Genomic DNA, 16,890 nt, shown 5'->3' on the forward strand with positions numbered 1-16,890 from the left:
GGGGCGTGCGGGCGTCAGGTGCCGCCGCGCGGAGAAGAGTGGCCACATGCGCCATGACCGGCGAGGGGCATCGAGCACATGACGTCGCGCGCCACCGGCCGCGGAGTCCTTGACGGCGACCAAGTGGTCGGTGAGGACGGCGAGTTGACCGTTGGCTTCGCGCTCAACGAGGAGCACCCGACCGCGACGGCCGAGGAGCACGGCGTCGCGGTGGGCCGCGGCGACATCTCCGTCGTACGCACTGGGCGACTGGTGTGCGTAGCAAGGCTGCGACTCGCCCCGCCTCTCCTCGGCGCGGCCGACGACCCGCTGGGGCGCATCAGTCCTTGCGGCCTGTCGCGGCGACGGTGACACCCAGGCCGATCATGGTGAGCCCGCCGATCCCGCCGACCAGGGAAAGCCGCTGCGGCGAGCGCGCGAACCAGTCCCGGGCAGTGGCCGCTGCGAGGCCCCACACCATGTCGGACGCCACAGCGATGACGTTGAACACCAGGCCCAGCAGCAGCATCTGCACCGCCACATGTCCCTGACCACGGTCGACGAACTGCGGCAGCACCGCGGCGAAGAACACGATGGTCTTGGGATTGGTCACGCCGACGGCGAACCCCTCCCAAAACGTTCGCAGACCACCCTGCGCGGCCCCCGCTCCGGTGACGACGGCGTGCAACGACGCACGCTCACGCCAGGCCTTGATGCCGAGAAACACCAAGTAGGCGGCACCCACCAACTTGAGCAGCGTGAACACGAGAACCGAGCGTTCCACCACCGCCCCCACCCCGAATGCCACGGCCACGATCAGCACATAAGCGCCGACCGTGTTGCCCACCACCGTGGTCAACGCGGCACGGCGCCCCTGCGCCAACGCCCGCCCGATCACGAACAGCACGCTCGGCCCGGGAATCACGATCAGCAGGAACGACATGGCCGCAAAGGCGAGCAAACGGTCAGCAGACACCATGAAGGTCATACAAGCACGGGGAGGCTCGCCCATCCAGCTGTTTTCCTCATCAAAGACGGAGACCGAGAGTGCAGACATGTTCGGACGAAGGCCGCTTCCGTGTAGGGCAGATACCGAACGGTCCCTGGGTCGGCGACCGAGGCAGGCGGCCAGAAGGGGCCCTCCCGGTAGGCGGGGAGGCCGATACCACCCCGGCGGAATACGCCCTTGCCGCCTCGGACACATTCGGGACGCCTGCGCGGCCGACAAGCGCGTGTGTCGGAACGCTCTCGACAAGCTCCACAGTCACCCCGGCAGTGCCAGTCACTCGGCGCATCTTCCACGATCGTCGTATCTACGAGGGGTGCCGAAGGTGGGGTGGTTTGCAGGCAGCCCGCTCAGGCCGCGACGCCGGGCCGGACCGCGCGATACGAAAGGCGCTGCCCATGATCACCGGCGTAGCGGGCGGCGCACACAGGGGAGCGGGATCTGCACATCACCCGGCGCCCGCCCCGGCGAACTGCCGGTGGATCTTGTACAACCATCCGGTGACGCGCGGGGTCTTGAGCTGGTGCGCGGACCGATACAGGGGTCTGCCGCATCAGTGCATTTGTGAGCAGGAGGTTCTGTGCGTACCCGCACCCTTCGCACTTCGACGGCCGTCTGGGTGGTCCTGGCCGCGACCGCCGCCCTCTCCCCCACTGCCCTGGCTGGGCCGGCCGCCGCCGAGCAGGCCACCGGCCCGACCCGGGCCGACTTCAACGGAGACGGCGTGGCCGACACCGCCGCAGCCGCGTCCCTCGCCACCGTCGGCGGCCAGGAGCGCGCCGGGTACGTCGCGGTGACGTACGGCAGCCGCACGAAGGCCCTCAAAGACCAGACCCGCCGCGTCTACAGCCAGAACACCCCCGGGGTGCCGGGTTCCGCGGAGAGCGACGACACCTTCGGCTCCACTCTGACCGCCGCCGACCTCGACGGCGACGGCTTCACCGACCTCGTCGTCGGCACCCCTGGCGAGGCGGTCGGCGACACCGACAACCAGGCGGGCACGCTGACCGTGTTGTGGGGCGCCAAGGGCGGTCTGACCGGGGGCACGGTCATCAAGGGCGCCCCGTTCGAGCGGCTGGGCGTCGCCCTGACCGCAGGGGACTTCGACGGCGACGGCCATCGCGACCTCGCCACCGGTACCACCGTCGCGTACGGCCCCTTCGGCCGCACCACTGGCCCGGCCCGGACCGAGGCGATGGACGCCCGCGTGGGCGGTGACCCGGAAGAGTTGTGGAACCCGCCCGTGTTGGCCGCGGGGGACGTGAACGGCGACGGCCTCGACGACGTCGTCGCCGTCATCTCCCACGGCCAGGATGAACTGCCCTACCACGGTCCCCGTCTGGTCAACTGGTTCCCCGGCTCCACGCACGGCCTCACAACCGGGCAGACGCTGCGCGATGCGGCCACCGGCCAGACCATCGACGGCGGCCGCGACGTCGCCGTCGGCGATCTCGACCGCGACGGCCGCGCCGACATCGTCCTCGGACGCCCCGGCGACGAGGACATGCAGGGCACCGACGATGTCAACGCCGTGGGCGGCGCCGTCGAGATCGTGCGCGGCGGCCCTTCGGGCCCCGACACCACCGTTCCCCGCGTCCGCTTCGACCAGGACACCGTCGGCGTCCCGGGCACCGGCGAGTACGGCGACGACTGGGGCGGCTTGGTCTGTCTCGGCGACGTCGACGGCGACGGCCGCCTCGACCTCGCCGTTGGAACACCGGGCGAGGACGTAGGCAGCGCCTCGGACGCCGGCGCGGTGACCCTCCTGCACGGCAGCCCCTCCGGGATCACCGCCTCCGGCGCGAAGACGTTCACGCAGAACAGCGCATCGGTGCCCGGCACCGCGGAGCGGTCTGACGCATTCGGAGCGGCCGTACATCTGGCGGACACGACCGGTGATGGCCGCGCCGAGCTCTGGATCGGAGCCCCGGGCGAGAACAGCCCGGCGGGCGGGGTCTGGGTACTCAAGGGCGCCTCGCCCCTGCCGACCGGCACCGGTTCCGCCGCCTTCGGCCCGCCGGCACTGGGCCTGGGCACCACAACCAGCCACCTCGGCAGCGGCTTCGACCAATAGGCCATGGTGCTTGGACCGTCCGGTTGCCCGCACGGGTACGCCGCTCACTGACGTGCAGTGAGACCCGGCGAGCCGTGGCCCCGCACCGACGCGAAAGGCACTTCCCGTCGTCGTCCAGCACGGCGCACGGTGATGCGCGAGGAGGCCGGGCAGTCGAACTGTTCGACGGTCATTTCTGAGAACGCGGTTGGGTGTGGATACAGGCATGGCAGGATCGCGGCCATGCCCCTCCGCGTTCCCCGCCTCCACATCGGCTCGATCGAGATCATCGCGCTCAACGACGGAGAGGGCCCGTTCTTCTCCCCGCGTGCCGAGGCCTTCCCCGAGGCCACCGCCGCTCAGTGGGCCGAGGCCGACCGACACGACCCGGGCGCGGTCGATGCGGAGGGCCGCTGGTGGCTCCAGTTCCGTGCGTATGCGATCCGCAGCGACAAGGGCGTCACCGTCGTGGACGCCGGGATCGGTCCGGCCGACAGCCCGGCCAGCTCGTGGGCACCCGTGCCCGGTGCGCTCCCCCAGTCGCTGGCCGCCGCGGGCATCGACCCAGCGGAGGTCGACACGGTGGTGCTCACGCATCTGCACACCGACCACGTCGGGTGGGCAGTCGTCACTGAGGCGGCCGCCCCATCAGCGAGCGCCGCTGTGGACGCCAACGCTTCGACAGGCAGTACGACCAGTGCCCGCCGCCCCTACTTCCCGAACGCCGAATACCTGCTCCAACGGGCCGAGTTCGACGCCCTCGACGCCCTCAACCCACAGCTTCGCGAGACCCTGACCGACCCGCTCACCGCGGCCGGCCGGCTCCGGCTCCTCGACGGCGACACGCCGCTGCGCGCTGGGCGCGCGGTCGCCACACCCGGCCACACCCCTGGCCACCAGAGCGTGCTGGTCACCGACGGCCCCGAACAGGTACTCATCACCGGAGACCTCCTCGTCCACGCACTCCAACTACTCAACCCCGAACTCGCCTATGTGCACGAGAACGATCCTGAGGAAGCCAGGCACTCGAGGAAGCGCATGCTCAGCCGTGAAACCGCCACCACGCTGCACCTGGCGACGCCGCATCTGACGCAGCCGTTCGTCTCTGCGTGATCGCGGCCCTCCGACGCCGGCCAGGCCGCGAGGACACCCCAACATTCGGCCCGCCGAGCACACGCCGAAACCGACGAACCCGACCGAGGCCCAGTTCCTGCCGATGGGACCGGGGGCGGCGGTCTGGCTGGTCGAGGCCGCGGCGATCGGTGTCCGCCGGATCAGAGCGAAGACGGCCGGCCGGGAACCTCCGCCTGGTCAGGGAGCCTAGGACGCCAAGGATGTCGCCAAGGAAAAGAGCTGTTCAGCGATGTCGTCGGACGACGTCTCCGAGGTGGAGCGCATAGCGGTTCGGAGCCTTTCGGAAGCTCACCTCAATGGCTTTGTACTCACGGAGCGCACCCGTTACGGCTGGCCGGGTGGCTTGCCGCAGCAGGCGACGGTCTCGCTCTGGTCGGCGCCGTCAAGTGGCACTACGGCGAGTACCGCCGCCAGTGCCACGAACAATCCGAGTACGGCTTTACGCACTGTCTCCTCCTCACGGCCGGAATCCGGTGCCGCTCAACGCGGCACCCCTTCACACTCCGACAGCAGCAGCCCAGGTTGCACGCCAGCTGTGCCTCTACCGTTGGTCCTTTGCCGCTGGGTCGCTTCTTCGTTCTCCCGCATCGTGAGGGCACGGCGCCGGGTGCCAGAGCCGGATCATGTGGGCAGGTAAGCGCCGCAGGAAAGATCTCGCCGGAGCGGTCAGGTCCGGCGAGATCTTTGATGTTCCCGCTCAGGAAGCTCCGAAGGCCATGGCCAGTCGGTCCGGCTTGACGGTGATGGCCGTCTCGGGGCGGGGCGGGCGGGAGGCGAGACGGAAGCGGGGCCAGGCTTCCAGGACGGTCGCGAGGATGATCTGCATCTCGACCCAGGCGAAGTTCTCTCCGATGCACTTGCGGCGGCCGTCCCCGAAGGCGAAGAAGGAATCGCGGGTCGAGGGCGCACGGCCGTCGGCCCAGCGGTCGGGGTCGAAGGCGTCGGGGTCGGGGAAGTGGGCGGGGTCGTTCTGGTGGAGGTACGGGCTCCACACGACGTCGGCGCCCTGCGGGATGCGGTGCCCGCCCAGGTCGACGTCCCGGGTGGCCGTCCGGGTCACCATCCAGGCCGGCCCGTATTTGCGGACACCTTCCTGGAGGACCTGCCGGGCGTAGGAGAGCTGGTCGAGATCTTCCTCGCGCAGGGGCCGCCCGCCGCAGACCGCGGCCAGTTCGGCGCGCAGCCGTTCTTCGATCTCGGGGTGCCGAGTGAGCTCGTACAGGGTCCAGGCGAGGGCGGTGGCGGTCGTTTCGATCGCCGCGTTCATCAAGGTGATGGCCTCGTCCTGGAGTTGCTCGCGCGTGAACTGGTCCTCGGCCGCCCGCAGGGTCTCGAACAGCCCTGGCCGTTCGGCATCGGCGGCCGCCTGATGCGGGCATCCCGCCGGCTCGGCCATGTCCACAGGCGTGTCCGCCGACCGGGTGGACCCGTGGTCGATGGCCTGGTCCATGAGGGCGCGCAGCCGGGCGATCCCGCGGGCCTGGGCGCGGTTCGCGGGGAGCGGGAGTCGGGTCACCCACGGCGGCAGCACGGTCTGCCGGATCGCCCCCTTCATCAGCGCGGGCATGAGGGTGGTGAACTCCCTCTGCAAGTTCGCGGGGAGGTCCGCACCGAAGAGCGCGACGAGGAAGGCGGCGAGCGTGACGTCGTTCATGTCCGCGAACACGTCTCGGAGTTGGCCTTCCTCCCACCCCTCGACCATGGACCTGGCCTGCTCGATCATCGCGGTGCGGCGGGTGGCGATGTGCGCCTTGTTGAACATGGGCTGCATCAGCCGGCGGTTGCGCAGATGGGTGTCGCCGTCGCCGATCGTGGCCAGACCGTCGCCGAAGACATCCCGCAGGACGTCGAAGATCTTTCCACCCTTGGCGAAGTGCGCTGCCTCGGTGACCAGTACGGTGCGGGTGAGCACCGGATCCGTGACGACGTAGGCGGGGGTCGGCCCCAGACGTATTCGGACGACGCTGCCGTGATCGCGCAGCGATGAGATGAACGGCAGCGGGGTGCGCACCAGATGATGGGCGTGACCGATCAACGGAAGCCCGCCAGGAGCGGTCGGGACAGGGGCGGGTACGGCGGCGGAGGCATTCACAGCCTGAGCACTCCTCGTGTGGACGTCGATGCGGGCGAGTGTCTTCCCAACATCCGCCGGCGAAATGCCTGGAGTGATCTTTGCGTCAGTTCCGCGGGACCCTGCTTCAACCGGCTTGAGTCACTTAGCGGTCGGATCCGGAAATCCTTCGGAGGTTGACGTGGGGCCAGCGGTGCGTGTCGCATCGTTGGACGTCCAGGACGGTGTGGCGGAGGCTGTCTCGGCTGCCCGCAGAAGGGGGCCCTGGGAGACCCAGGTTGATCTGGCCCTGGCTGGCCCGCAGGCTGGTGGCGAAGCTGTGGTCATGACCGACAGCAACAATGTGACCGGCTTCCACGACCGTGTTGTCCTGATCACCGGCGGAACCAGCGGAATGGGCCTGGCCACCGCGCGTCTACTCCTGGAAGCCGGCGCCCATATCGTCATCACCGGCCGCGACGATGCCCGCCTCGACCGCGCAGCCGAACAATTGGGCGAGTCGTCCGACCAGGGTGCCCGTCTGTTCACGGTCCGGGCCGACTCCGCGAGCCTCACTGATCTCGACCGGTTGGCTGCCCTGATCCGTGAACGCCATGGACGTCTGGACGGGGTGTTTGCCAATGCCGGGATCGGAGTGTTCCAGCGCAGTGGCGAGGTCACTGCGCAGGACTTCGACCTCAGTGTCGACGTCAACTTCAAAGGGGTGTTCTTCACGGTCCAGAAGGTTCTGCCGCTGCTCGATGCGGCGGGTGGCGGTTCCATCGTGATCAACGCCTCGTGGACACTGCACCGGGGCCTGGCCGTCGCACCGGTGTATGCGGCCACCAAGGCTGCAGTCCACAATCTGGCCCGCACGCTGGGCAGTGATCTCGCCGGGCGCGGCATCCGGGTCAACTCGATCAGCCCGGGCTACATCGTCACCGAGATGTTCGATGCCGCCAACCCGGACCCTGCCTCGCACGATGCCATCCGCTCCCAAGTGCCGCTGGGGCGGCTCGGCAGGGCCGAGGACATCGCCGAGACCGTGGCCTTCCTCCTCTCCCCTCGGTCCTCGTACATCACCGCCCAGGACATCGCCGTCGACGGGGGGCTGGTGACCGCCATCACCGCCTCCTGACAGCGGATGGTGGTTGCCTGGCCCTGTCAGGGCCAGGCAACCACCATCCGCGACCGGCCACAATCGTCGTATGAGCACAGCGATCAACCTGGGCGGGTTCCTCCGCACCCGCCGCTCCCTCCTGCACCCCGAAGACGTCGCCCTGCCGGATTTCGGAGGCCAACGCCGGGTCGCGGGCCTGCGCCGCGAGGAGATCGCCCAGCTCGCCGGAGTGAGCGTCGACTACTACACCCGGATGGAACAGGGCCGCGTGCCCAACCCCTCAGGCGCGGTACTCGACGCCCTCGCCCGCGCACTGCAGCTCGACGAGGATGCCGCCCGGCACCTGCACCGCCTCGCCCGACCGCAGTCCGCCACCCGGCACGTTCCCCCGCCCCAAGCCCGGCCGCAACGCGTGCGCCCGATGCTCCAGCGACTGCTGGACGATCTGGTGGGCACACCCGCACTAGTGATGGGCCGACGCATGGACATCCTGGCCTGGAATACGGCAGCCTGCGCCCTGTTCGGCGACTACGCGGCCTTGGACCGAGCCGAGCGCAACATCGCCCGCATCACCTTCCTCGACGAGACGTCCCGCGAGCTGTACGCGGAATGGACCTCCTGTGCCCGCGAGAACGTGGCCTACCTCCACCTGGACGCAGGGCGGCACCCCGAGGACCCCCGGTTGGCGAGCCTGATCGGCGAACTGTCGATGAAGAGCGAGGACTTCCGCCGCTGGTGGGCCGAACACCCAGTACAGGACAAGACGTCGGGAACCAAGCGATTCCACCATCCGGTGGTCGGCGATCTGGAACTGGCCTACGAAACCCTGCGCCCAGCGGATGACCCCGAGCAGGCGCTGATCACGTATGCCGCCGAGCCTGGCAGCGCATCGCACGACGCCCTGCGGATGCTGCTGGCCTGGGCCACTGAGGCCCCTTCCCCCATGCCGGCCGACGACCGCGCACGCTGACCTTCCGGGCAGTCCCTGCCGTCGGCGGCCCCCACCTGCGTCAGACGCGTCATCGGTCAATGTCCTCACCAGCAGATCGACGAACAGAGCACCGCAGACCGCCGAGCACGGTCCCGGCGGATATCCACGCACCCATCCGTGCCGCGTGACGAACCTTGCCCGCCGAGGCGGGTGCAGCAGACGACAGGGTGGAGTGATCCACTTCTCCCGATCGGCCCGCCTGTCATGCCCGTTGCCCCGGCCTACCCGGTAGTCCCGACCGTCACCGAGCGCAAGCGGTTGAAGAAGATGGCCTTCGGCCACAAGACCGAGCACCGGCTGCGGGTCCGTGCGCAGATCGTCCCGCACGCGGCGCGGGGGCGCTCCAACGCGCACATCGCACACGAGACAGGCCTGCAACCTGGACCCGGTTCGCGCCTGGCGCGGCCGGTTCGCCCACGGCGGGCCATGGGCCCTGGCCGACCACAAGCGCTCAGGGCGCCCCACCCGCTTCAATGCCTTGCAGGTCGCCGAAGCCAAGGCGCTGGCCTGCCGGCTACCCGCCGAGACCGGCGTGCCGTTGTCGCGCTGGTCGTACCCGGAGCTGGCCGCCGAACTGACTTCACCGACCTCACCCAGATCCGGGACCAGCTCCGAGCATTCGAAGACCGGTACAACGCCACGGCACAGCCGTTCCCGTGGAAGTCACCACCTCCGACCTGGACGATCTGCTGGCCCGGCTCGACCGAGACACACCCGCCGATGGCCAAGAGGAATCCTCCGCCGCGCCGGCAGCTTGATCAACCCCCGAAGGATTTCCGGACCCGACCACTCAGGGTCCCGCAGGCGTACACCTGTGCAGAGGCGCTCGGAACACGTCCACGGACAGTGAGCAGCGCCCCGCACCGTGCGGACGGCCACCGTCTGCCTCAGTCAGAAGCCCCCGGTGCCGCCGCAGCAGGCGACGGTCTGGGTCTGGTCCGCGTCGGCGAACGGCGCCACCGCGAGCACGGTCACCAAAGCGACGAACACAGCAAGCACTGCTTTACGCACTGTCTCCTCCAGAGAGATGTCGAACCGGGACCGCTGAACGCGGCACCCTCTCACACTCCGACAGCAGCGGCCCAGGTTGCACGGCAACCATGCGCCTTCCGTGCAGCACCGCCCGCTCCTCGGGATCTGTCTTCCTTGGCAGCCGCGGCCATTGCGGCGGATCACTGTGAGCCCGTGGCCACCAGCCTGGCGGTGATGGGTTCGAGCTCGGTGATCAGTTCGTCGAGTTCGGCCGGGGTCAGGCAGTCGTAGGGCGCGGCGGCCAGCTCGTCCGTGAGGGTTTCGATGCGTTGCTTGGTCTCGCGGCCCGCGTCGGTGAAGTGGTCGTCGGCGTCGATGAGTCCGCGTTCGCGCAGGTCGTTCATGACCGCGGCCAGGCGCTTGTTCGGCAGGTGATGGATGCGCCCGAACGACTGCGGCGGATGAATGCCCATGTCCAGCGCGGAGAGGACGTGGGCCTGTGTGCCGCCGATGCGTGCCCCGACGAGCGCGGCGATGTGCCCGTCACCGCGGTGCTCGCGCAGCATCGTCGCGCTGTGCCACAGCCGTGCGACGGGGTCGCTCGGCACCGCGACGGTGCGCATCCCGGCGTACATCACCCGGCCTTCCGTGGGCGCGCTCGTCGCGGCCACAGTGAGTAGATCGGCCGCGCGCACCAGCCCCGGGGATTTCGCCAGCTCATCGCCGAGGATCCGCCGCAGCGAGGCCGCGCTGCCCCGTTCCCGTGCCGCGAGGGATGCCTCGGGCGGGATCGTCTCCCAGGCGCTGGGGATGTGCCGTGCGGCTTCCCCGTCGGCGAAGCTGTAGAAGGCGGCGTGCACTACCTCGGCCGGCACCCGTCCCAGCGGCGCTGCGCGGCTGGCGAAGTAGCCGTCCCAGTAGGTGCGGTGGCCGAGCGCGGCCAGTTCCTCGTTGCACTCGTCAGCGAAGTAGGTGACCAGGCAGATCGGCTCCCAGAGCTCGTACATGCGACGGGCGATGTGAGTCGTCGAGTCCACGCGCGCCTTACCCATCGGGTTCTCCTTGATTGTCAGGTGTGCCGACTTGGACCGTGCCGTACACCCAAACTCATCGGTGACCCAGGGCGCTCTCGCCGCGCGCGCGGCGACCGATCGGAGCAGAGTCCCTGTGCCGGATGGCGCGGCGGGGAACCTTCCCGCCACGCCCACAGCCGTCAGGTCACGGGCACAGGCCACGGTCGGAGTTGTAGTAGATGTCGATCGAACCGCTCCAGGTCATGCACTGGCCCGGCTCGGGGAGGTCCTTGTACACCGGGCCGGCGTAGGTCGTGTAAGAGCCGGCGTCCCTCGCCGTGGAGTTGCTGGTCGGCCAGGTGTCCAGCGTGACCTCCATGAACACGCGGGCGCCGGGCTTGTTGCGTACGGTCACGGCGCACCACTGCTTGTCCGCGGAGCTGTAGGCCACGTAAGTGGTGGCTGCCACGGTGGTCCGCGAAGAGTTGATCGGAGTCGACATGAAGACCTCGTACCCCGTGCCGCACGCTCCGTTGTAGGCGCCGGCGGTGGAGGCCGAGGCCGGAGCCGTCGCGGCGAGCGTGCCGCCCAGTGCCAGGACGGCGAGGGCGCCGGCGGTGACTGCCTTGTGGCGGATCGACTTCATGGTGTTCCCCCTGGTGATGGTGTGGCGGGACGGCCGGTCGTTGCCGTCCACGCAGAGTGAGACCGGCATGGCCTACTGACAGTTGTGGGCTTCTTTGTCGCGGTCCTGTCACTGGTGTCACAAGCGTCGTTACGCCAACGACGCGTCCGTCCCGGACACCAGAGGTGTCCGGGCTGCTGACGGTGAAGCTCACGGGGCCGAAGCCGGGCCCGTGCAGGCCGACTACGACAAGGCGGGGTGGCGTGGAGGAACGTGCCGGAACCGGTGCGGGCCGCGGGCTCCTCTTGGGGCGGCGCCCCCGACGGCCGCGACCAGTTCGCCGCGCGAGAGTCCCGCCACCGGCGACGGGTGAGCCACGCGGCCGTCGCGCAGCACGGTCGTGGAGCGGCGACGTCGTGGAGCGGTGAAGTCGTGGAGCGGTGAAGTCGAACGGGTGCAGCGCGACGGCGAGCCGTCCGGAGCCGGGCGCAGCCTCGCGAGGTCAGGCGGTCAGCGCCTCCACGCGCCGCATGACCTCACGGCAGAACTTCCCGACCTCGTCCGGCGCGTCGATGAACTGGTTCGGCTTGATGCAGAAGGTCGTGAAGCCGCTCTCCAGCTGCTCGGGGATCGAGGCGAGGGCCTGACCGAGGTCGGCCGGTCCGCGGTCGTCGGGAAACACCGCCTGCGTGCCGCCGATCATCTCCAGGTCGGCGATGTCCCGGCCCGCCTCGGCCAGGGCGTCCTTGAGTGTCTGGAGATCCTCGGGGGTGGGCCGGCCCAGCGGGTGGAAGCCGTGTCCGTAGCGCACGAGCCGTCGCAGCACCGGGCCGTGCAGGCGCTGGCCGCCGAACCACAGCCGAGGGCCTTCGGGACGGTACGCCTTGGGTTCGAAGTAGACGTCTTCAAAGGGGTAGTCGGGACCTTCGTGCGAGAGGGGCGAGGGGCCCCACACCTTCGCCCAGACCTCCAGGTGCTCGTCGAGCAGCTTGCCGCGGCGGCCGAACGGCACCCCGAGGGCTGCGTATTCGTCCCTGCTCCAACTCACCGTGGGCTGCACCACCAGCCTGCCCTCGCTGATGAGGTCGAGGGTGCCGAGTTCGCGTGCGAGTGCCAGCGGGTGGCGCAGGGGTGCGAGGACGGCCGCGGCGGCCAGCCGGATGCGCTCGGTGACCGAGGCGATCGCCGCCAACAGGAGCAAGGAGCCGGGCCAGGGTGTGTAGGGATCCTGGTTGCCCGGGAGCGCGTACTCGCGCGGATTGCCCATGATCCCGTCAACTGCCGAGTCGGGGCCGAGAACGATGTGCTCGCTGACCATCACGGCGTCGAAGCCGGCGTCCTCCGCCTCGCGGGCCCAGCGGACGGCAGCGGGCAGGTCGGCCCGGCCGCCGGTCAGGGTCCAGTTCTCACTGAGGACGAGCAGCATACGGGGGGTGGTGCGGGGGTGGAGTGTCATGTCCGGTTGCCTCTTCTCAACGCCCGGTCGGAGCCCGCCACCACGGACCAGGCTCCGGCCAAGAGGAGGGCGGCGACGCGCCAAGGCCACACCCCTCAAATCGTTTGACTTCAAATAAGGTAGATATGAACCACCCTTCGGTCAACACCTGTCCGGGTGGATAAATCGGCCTCCATGGCACGACGTTTCGCGGCGACAGCCACGGAGAATCGAGCCGCGCTCCAGTACCCGACCACCAGCAGCGCCCGGTCCTCCAACGAAACTCCCCACGGCCACCCCGTGCGGACCGCATCCCCCCCGCCGCAGAAGCGCCCCCAGCTTCATCTGGTCGGCCACCCAATCCATGAACCAGCGCATGATCTCGTAGGGGATGACGTGTTCATCGTGGCTGTGGATGTGCGGCCGACCCCGGCCCTCCACCGGCACGGTGCGAGGGCGCGTTTCGACAGTGCCGGTCATTGCCCTTCAGGCGGCTTTACGGGCGCGGAACGCGCTGGGGCTCACGCCCCGATGGCGTTTGAAGGCGGCGCTGAAGCCGAAGGCGTCTGCATAGCCGACCGACTTGGCGATCTGGGCGATCGGGGAGTCGGTGTCGGACAGGAGCGCCTCGGCCTCGGCCATACGGCATTCGGTGAGGTAGGTCAGTGGCGGACAACCCATCACCTTGGTGAAGCGTTTGGCGAACAGCGCTCGGGAGACACCGGCTTCGGTGGCGAGCGCCTCTACCGTCCATCTCCTGGAGGGCCGGGCGTGGAAGGCCTCGAGAGCGGGGGCGAGGATCGGGTCGGACAGGCTGCGATACCAGGCGGGGGCTTCCGAGCCCGCCTGCTCGAACCAGGTACGCAGCGTGCACACCAGGGCCCAGTCCAGTAGTCGGTCCATCAGAGCCTGGGAGCCGGCTGTGCGCAGGGCGGCGTCGGCGGCGGCCGTCTCCAGCCAGCCGCAGACCTCTGTGTCCTCGTTGATCACGAGCACGGGCGGCAACGCGCGGAGCAGTCGTTCATGGCGATGGCCCGAGGCGCGGTAGGCGCCCACGATCAGCGCGGTTGCCCCCTCCGGTTCGCTGCCCCAACGGATACCGCCGAGATCTTGGACAGTGCATTCGGCATCCGCTACGAAGCACGCGATTTCGTACTCGACGCGTGGGCGGTCGAGGGGGGCCGACTGGTCCACGAGATAGAACGTGTCGGGGCCGCGCACGATGACCGTGTCCCCGACGCCGACCGCCTGTTCGGCACCGTCGGGCAGCAGCAGGATGCCACCGCCCCGCAGCACGCTGACCATCGTGAGCGGGGCGCGGTCGACGAAGCGGATGATCCAGGGCGCCTCCAGCACGGCGTGGCATACGACCGAGCCCTCGGCCCGGATGCCACTGAGCAGCTCACTCAAGGGATCCACGACGCCATCGTAGACGAACTCCTATGCAGTAGAGCGTTTCCACTATGGATCGTCTAATGGATCACGGCTGTACTGGACTGGTCGAACTGACCGAGACCAGCCAGGAGGAGACGTGTCGCACCGCAGCAGCGCTGCCAGGACCGCACTTGTGGTCGTCGCACACCATCGGGCCGATTCCCTCACCGCGCACACCGCCCGCCGTACCGCCGCGCAACTCGAGGGCGCCGGATACCGCGTCGACCTGCTCGACCTGCACGCCGAAGGGTTCGACCCGCGGATGAACGTGGCGGACCAACCGGACTGGGGCAACCGTGAGAAGACGTACTCGGACGAAGTCCAGGCCCATATGCAGCGCGTTCTCGACGCCGACGTCGTCGTCGCCGTGTTCCCCGTGTACTGGCAGAGCGTGCCCGCCCTCCTCAAGGGCTGGATCGATCGCGTGTGGAACTACGGCTTCGCCTACGGCCGCAGCAAGCCGCGCCTGGCGGGCAAGCGCGTGCTGTGGCTGGGCCTGGCCGGCGCCACCTCCGACGACCCCGTCGCCGAGGGAATGCAGGCCCTGCTGGAGACCAACCTCAGCGAGGGCATCGCCTATTACTGCGGATTCTCCTACTCCTCCGTCGCCCTGCTCCCCGACGCCGAGGAACGCCCGCAGCGCATCGATGCCGACGGCAATCTGCTGGTCGGCGACGCGGTTGCGGGAGCCGAGCGCGAGGCGCAGTACGCCGAGTTCGACCGCCGCGCCCAGAAGGCCGTGGAAGAGTTCCTTGCAGCGGAACTGGCGGCGGCCTGAGGCTTGTAGCCACCCAGCCACCTGGCCACCTGGACTGATGTACGACGTCCACGAACCGGTACAACGTCCGCCGGCCGCAGTCGCGGCAGCATCACCCCGTGCTGGTTCCGAGCGCGCCGGGAAGCGTTTCAGTGGCGTCGATCCTGGCCTGTTGAGGCGATGAGATCGAGCAGGCCGGGGAAACGTCGGTTGAGGTCGTCGATCCGAAGGCGGCTGCGCCGCTCCAGTCCGTACTGCCTCTGGTGAATCACACCGGCTTCGCGGAGGACCTTGAAGTGGTGAGTGAGGCTGGACTTCGGGCGGTCGAAGCCGAACCAGCCGCAGGGGTGGTCGAACTCATCGGAGTCCAGCAGGAGTTTGCGCGCCACGGACATGCGCAGCGGGTCGGCGAGCGCACCCAACACGACCTCGAGCCGTAGCGCATCAACGGGCGGCTCCGGCAGGAGCGGCGGCCTCTCGGACTCGGTCACGGCGTCAGGTTCAAGTCGACGGTGATCTTGATCGATTGCGGTCAGGCCGACAGACGGATGACCGCGTTGATCGGGATGCCGTCGAGTACGACCACAGGTGTACTGCCCGACGGCGTACAACGGGCGATGCACGCGGTGAACACGACTGTGGGCTGACGAATCAGCCCCTGCTCATCAGTAGCCTGAGGGCGTGTCCGGCACCGCTCCAGCGCGGCAGGTTCAGCGATTTCTCACCAGGCGACCGCAGCCCCTGGTGCTCCTCGACGTTGCGCTCGCCGCCCTGCTGTGCGTCGGTCTGCTCTGGGCCGACGCCCGTAGCGGCGCCCGCCACGCCGCCGACGACGAGGCCGCGCTGCGGACCGCGGGCATAGTCCTCGCCGCTCTCGCCGTTGCCGCCCGACGGTTTTGCCCGCGCTTGTCGTTCGCCGTGGCCTCGCTGTGTGCCTTCATGGTCGCCGCGCTCGGCGGCGCACCGCAGGTGTCGGTCTGCGTCGCCCTCACCGCCTACACCACCGCGAAGTCGGCGGAATACGTGTTCTGGTGGGTTCCCCCCGGTGTCGCCGGCGTGCTGATGGCCGCCGGGGTCGGCATCGGGCGGGTCAACTCGAGCTGGCTGGCCGTGCTCGTCGCCAACGTCGCGATCATCTGTGTCGGCTGGTTCGCCGGCCTTGCCGTCCGGGAGCGCCGGGACAGGATCATCGCCGCTGCCGAGCAAGAGGCCGAACGCGAACGGCAGCACGCCGCCCGGATCCGTCAGGCCGCCATCGACGAGCGGCTGGTCATCGCCCGCGAACTGCACGACATCGTCGCGCACTCGATGAGCCTCATCGCGGTGCGCGCCGGGGTCGCGCGCATGGTCATGAACAGCGATCCGGCCCAGGTGGTGGAGACCCTCCGCATCGTCGAGACCACCACCCGCCAGGCCCTCCACGAGATGCGGTTGCTCGTCGAGGTACTGCGCCACGAGCACGCTGTCGACCCTGCGCTCACTCCCACCCCCGGGCTGGCCGACGCGGCCGCGCTGGCCGGCCAGATCCGCAGTGCCGGCGTCGACCTGAGCCTCGACATCCGCGGTACGGCCCGCCCGCTCCCCGCCGCGGTGGACCTGTCGGCGTATCGCATCGCCCAGGAGGCCCTCACCAACGTCGTACGCCATGCCGGGCCGACCCAGGCCACTCTCCGCGTCGAGTACCGCACCGAGGAGGTGGTCGTCGACATCACCGACAGCGGTCCTTCCGAGCCGCACCGCCGCAAGAGCCCCGTCTTCCGCTCCGCCACCGAGCCTGTCACCACGCCTCGGACCTGGCCGATGACCGGAGTCGGGTCCTCACCGAGGAGCGAGGGGCTTGACGCCGATGCCCTCCGGTCCGAACTCCACCGCCATCAACGTTCCACCATCAGCCGAGGTAGTGCGCGCGCCCCTCGTCGTCGAGTTCGAAGGGGCCCTCCGGGATGACGCAGAACTCATTGCCCTCGGGGTCCGCCATCACCAGGAACCCGCCGTCCGCGTACTGCTCCAGCCTGCGCCCGCCGAGGGTCTCGATCCGTTGCTGCTCGGCGGCGGGATCGGGAGAGGTGACGTCGAAGTGCATCCGGTTCTTGCCCGACTTGGGTTCGGCAGTCCGCTGAAAGCCCAGTCCCAGCTCGTTCTCCCGCCGCAGCCACACATAGGGGCCCGTGCGGCCCACGACCGGCCGACCGAGCAGCTCGGACCAGAAAGCAGCGAGCCGTTCGGGGTCCGCGGCGTCGACGATGAGGGCATTGATCTGCATGGATGAGTCCGCCATGCCTCGATCCTCTCAAACGCGGATTCAGCGGCGGCCGCGGACG

The 16,890-nt window shown here is 69.3% G+C and carries 16 protein-coding genes and 1 pseudogene; 8 read left to right on the top strand and 9 right to left on the bottom strand.

The window, feature by feature from the left end; all coding sequences use genetic code 11:
• The first annotated feature begins 78 nt into the window (after nt 1–78).
• Complete coding sequence (locus EJC51_RS49520; RefSeq protein ID WP_208870679.1) at nt 79–351, top strand: hypothetical protein; 273 nt, start codon at nt 79–81, stop codon at nt 349–351.
• Here EJC51_RS49520 and EJC51_RS02805 read toward each other — a convergent pair.
• A complete protein-coding gene (locus EJC51_RS02805; RefSeq protein ID WP_208870804.1) occupies nt 320–958 on the bottom strand; it encodes a LysE family translocator in 639 nt (212 codons plus the stop codon). The genes EJC51_RS49520 and EJC51_RS02805 overlap by 32 nt on opposite strands.
• Before the next feature lie 607 nt (nt 959–1,565).
• Between EJC51_RS02805 and EJC51_RS02810 the strand changes: the two genes are divergently transcribed.
• Complete coding sequence (locus EJC51_RS02810) at nt 1,566–3,059, top strand: FG-GAP-like repeat-containing protein (protein WP_126269524.1); 1,494 nt, start codon at nt 1,566–1,568, stop codon at nt 3,057–3,059.
• Nucleotides 3,060–3,281: 222 nt separating this feature from the next.
• Nucleotides 3,282–4,151 (top strand): MBL fold metallo-hydrolase, encoded by an 870-nt coding sequence (locus EJC51_RS02815; RefSeq protein ID WP_126269525.1) that lies wholly within the window; start codon nt 3,282–3,284, stop codon nt 4,149–4,151.
• A gap of 718 nt (nt 4,152–4,869) precedes the next feature.
• Here the strand turns inward: EJC51_RS02815 and EJC51_RS02820 are convergent.
• Nucleotides 4,870–6,264: a cytochrome P450 gene (locus EJC51_RS02820; protein WP_126269526.1), complete on the bottom strand. Its 1,395-nt coding sequence runs from the start codon at nt 6,262–6,264 to the stop codon at nt 4,870–4,872.
• A 304-nt stretch (nt 6,265–6,568) separates the two neighbouring features.
• Here EJC51_RS02820 and EJC51_RS02825 point away from each other — a divergent pair, with 304 nt between their 5' ends.
• The 3 genes from EJC51_RS02825 to EJC51_RS49525 all read left to right on the top strand — a co-directional run bounded on the left by EJC51_RS02825 (nt 6,569) and on the right by EJC51_RS49525 (nt 9,183).
• The gene (locus EJC51_RS02825; RefSeq protein WP_126269527.1) at nt 6,569–7,360 is read left to right on the top strand and encodes an SDR family NAD(P)-dependent oxidoreductase; all 792 of its coding nucleotides are present in this window, start codon (nt 6,569–6,571) and stop codon (nt 7,358–7,360) included.
• A gap of 70 nt (nt 7,361–7,430) precedes the next feature.
• On the top strand, nt 7,431–8,312 hold the full coding sequence (locus EJC51_RS02830; RefSeq protein WP_126269528.1) for a helix-turn-helix transcriptional regulator: 882 nt from the start codon (nt 7,431–7,433) through the stop codon (nt 8,310–8,312).
• A gap of 328 nt (nt 8,313–8,640) precedes the next feature.
• Nucleotides 8,641–9,183 carry a helix-turn-helix domain-containing protein gene (locus EJC51_RS49525; protein ID WP_126269529.1) on the top strand — a complete coding sequence of 181 codons (543 nt, stop codon included), beginning with the start codon at nt 8,641–8,643 and terminating at the stop codon, nt 9,181–9,183.
• A gap of 322 nt (nt 9,184–9,505) precedes the next feature.
• Here the strand turns inward: EJC51_RS49525 and EJC51_RS02840 are convergent, their stop codons facing one another.
• The 5 genes and pseudogenes from EJC51_RS02840 to EJC51_RS02860 all read right to left on the bottom strand — a co-directional run bounded on the left by EJC51_RS02840 (nt 9,506) and on the right by EJC51_RS02860 (nt 13,797).
• On the bottom strand, nt 9,506–10,357 hold the full coding sequence (locus EJC51_RS02840) for an SCO6745 family protein (protein ID WP_244362431.1): 852 nt from the start codon (nt 10,355–10,357) through the stop codon (nt 9,506–9,508).
• A gap of 166 nt (nt 10,358–10,523) precedes the next feature.
• Complete coding sequence (locus tag EJC51_RS02845) at nt 10,524–11,033, bottom strand: hypothetical protein (protein WP_244362434.1); 510 nt, start codon at nt 11,031–11,033, stop codon at nt 10,524–10,526.
• 412 nt (nt 11,034–11,445) lie between these two features.
• On the bottom strand, nt 11,446–12,399 hold the full coding sequence (locus tag EJC51_RS02850; protein ID WP_244362437.1) for an LLM class flavin-dependent oxidoreductase: 954 nt from the start codon (nt 12,397–12,399) through the stop codon (nt 11,446–11,448).
• Nucleotides 12,400–12,620: 221 nt separating this feature from the next.
• Nucleotides 12,621–12,704 (bottom strand): annotated as a pseudogene (locus tag EJC51_RS02855) (IS5/IS1182 family transposase); the annotation flags it as partial.
• 160 nt (nt 12,705–12,864) lie between these two features.
• Nucleotides 12,865–13,797 carry an AraC family transcriptional regulator gene (locus EJC51_RS02860; protein WP_126269530.1) on the bottom strand — a complete coding sequence of 311 codons (933 nt, stop codon included), beginning with the start codon at nt 13,795–13,797 and terminating at the stop codon, nt 12,865–12,867.
• A gap of 112 nt (nt 13,798–13,909) precedes the next feature.
• Between EJC51_RS02860 and EJC51_RS02865 the strand changes: the two genes are divergently transcribed.
• Nucleotides 13,910–14,590: an NAD(P)H oxidoreductase gene (locus tag EJC51_RS02865; RefSeq protein WP_126269531.1), complete on the top strand. Its 681-nt coding sequence runs from the start codon at nt 13,910–13,912 to the stop codon at nt 14,588–14,590.
• Between the two features lie 128 nt (nt 14,591–14,718).
• Here EJC51_RS02865 and EJC51_RS02870 read toward each other — a convergent pair whose 3' ends face one another.
• Nucleotides 14,719–15,060 carry an ArsR/SmtB family transcription factor gene (locus EJC51_RS02870; protein WP_126269532.1) on the bottom strand — a complete coding sequence of 114 codons (342 nt, stop codon included), beginning with the start codon at nt 15,058–15,060 and terminating at the stop codon, nt 14,719–14,721.
• A 253-nt stretch (nt 15,061–15,313) separates the two neighbouring features.
• On the opposite strand from EJC51_RS02870, the gene EJC51_RS02875 reads away from it, so the two are divergent.
• Nucleotides 15,314–16,516 carry a sensor histidine kinase gene (locus EJC51_RS02875; RefSeq protein ID WP_126269533.1) on the top strand — a complete coding sequence of 401 codons (1,203 nt, stop codon included), beginning with the start codon at nt 15,314–15,316 and terminating at the stop codon, nt 16,514–16,516.
• On the opposite strand, the gene EJC51_RS02880 is transcribed toward EJC51_RS02875, so the two are convergent.
• Nucleotides 16,458–16,847: a VOC family protein gene (locus tag EJC51_RS02880; protein ID WP_126269534.1), complete on the bottom strand. Its 390-nt coding sequence runs from the start codon at nt 16,845–16,847 to the stop codon at nt 16,458–16,460. The genes EJC51_RS02875 and EJC51_RS02880 overlap by 59 nt on opposite strands.
• Nucleotides 16,848–16,890: the final 43 nt, after the last annotated feature.

Source organism: Streptomyces aquilus, from assembly GCF_003955715.1.
Taxonomy (GTDB): Bacteria; Actinomycetota; Actinomycetes; order Streptomycetales; family Streptomycetaceae; genus Streptomyces; species Streptomyces aquilus.

Bases quoted from the DNA above. Each gene is read 5' to 3' on its own strand.
- EJC51_RS02845 (WP_244362434.1), bottom strand. From the start codon at position 11,033: ATGCCGGTCTCACTCTGCGTGGACGGCAACGACCGGCCGTCCCGCCAC.
- EJC51_RS02880 (WP_126269534.1), bottom strand. From the start codon at position 16,847: ATGGCGGACTCATCCATGCAGATCAATGCCCTCATCGTCGACGCCGCG.
- EJC51_RS02805 (WP_208870804.1), bottom strand. From the start codon at position 958: ATGGTGTCTGCTGACCGTTTGCTCGCCTTTGCGGCCATGTCGTTCCTG.
- EJC51_RS49520 (WP_208870679.1), top strand. From the start codon at position 79: ATGACGTCGCGCGCCACCGGCCGCGGAGTCCTTGACGGCGACCAAGTG.
- EJC51_RS02850 (WP_244362437.1), bottom strand. From the start codon at position 12,399: ATGACACTCCACCCCCGCACCACCCCCCGTATGCTGCTCGTCCTCAGT.
- EJC51_RS02815 (WP_126269525.1), top strand. From the start codon at position 3,282: ATGCCCCTCCGCGTTCCCCGCCTCCACATCGGCTCGATCGAGATCATC.
- EJC51_RS02825 (WP_126269527.1), top strand. From the start codon at position 6,569: ATGACCGACAGCAACAATGTGACCGGCTTCCACGACCGTGTTGTCCTG.
- EJC51_RS02830 (WP_126269528.1), top strand. From the start codon at position 7,431: ATGAGCACAGCGATCAACCTGGGCGGGTTCCTCCGCACCCGCCGCTCC.
- EJC51_RS02840 (WP_244362431.1), bottom strand. From the start codon at position 10,357: ATGGGTAAGGCGCGCGTGGACTCGACGACTCACATCGCCCGTCGCATG.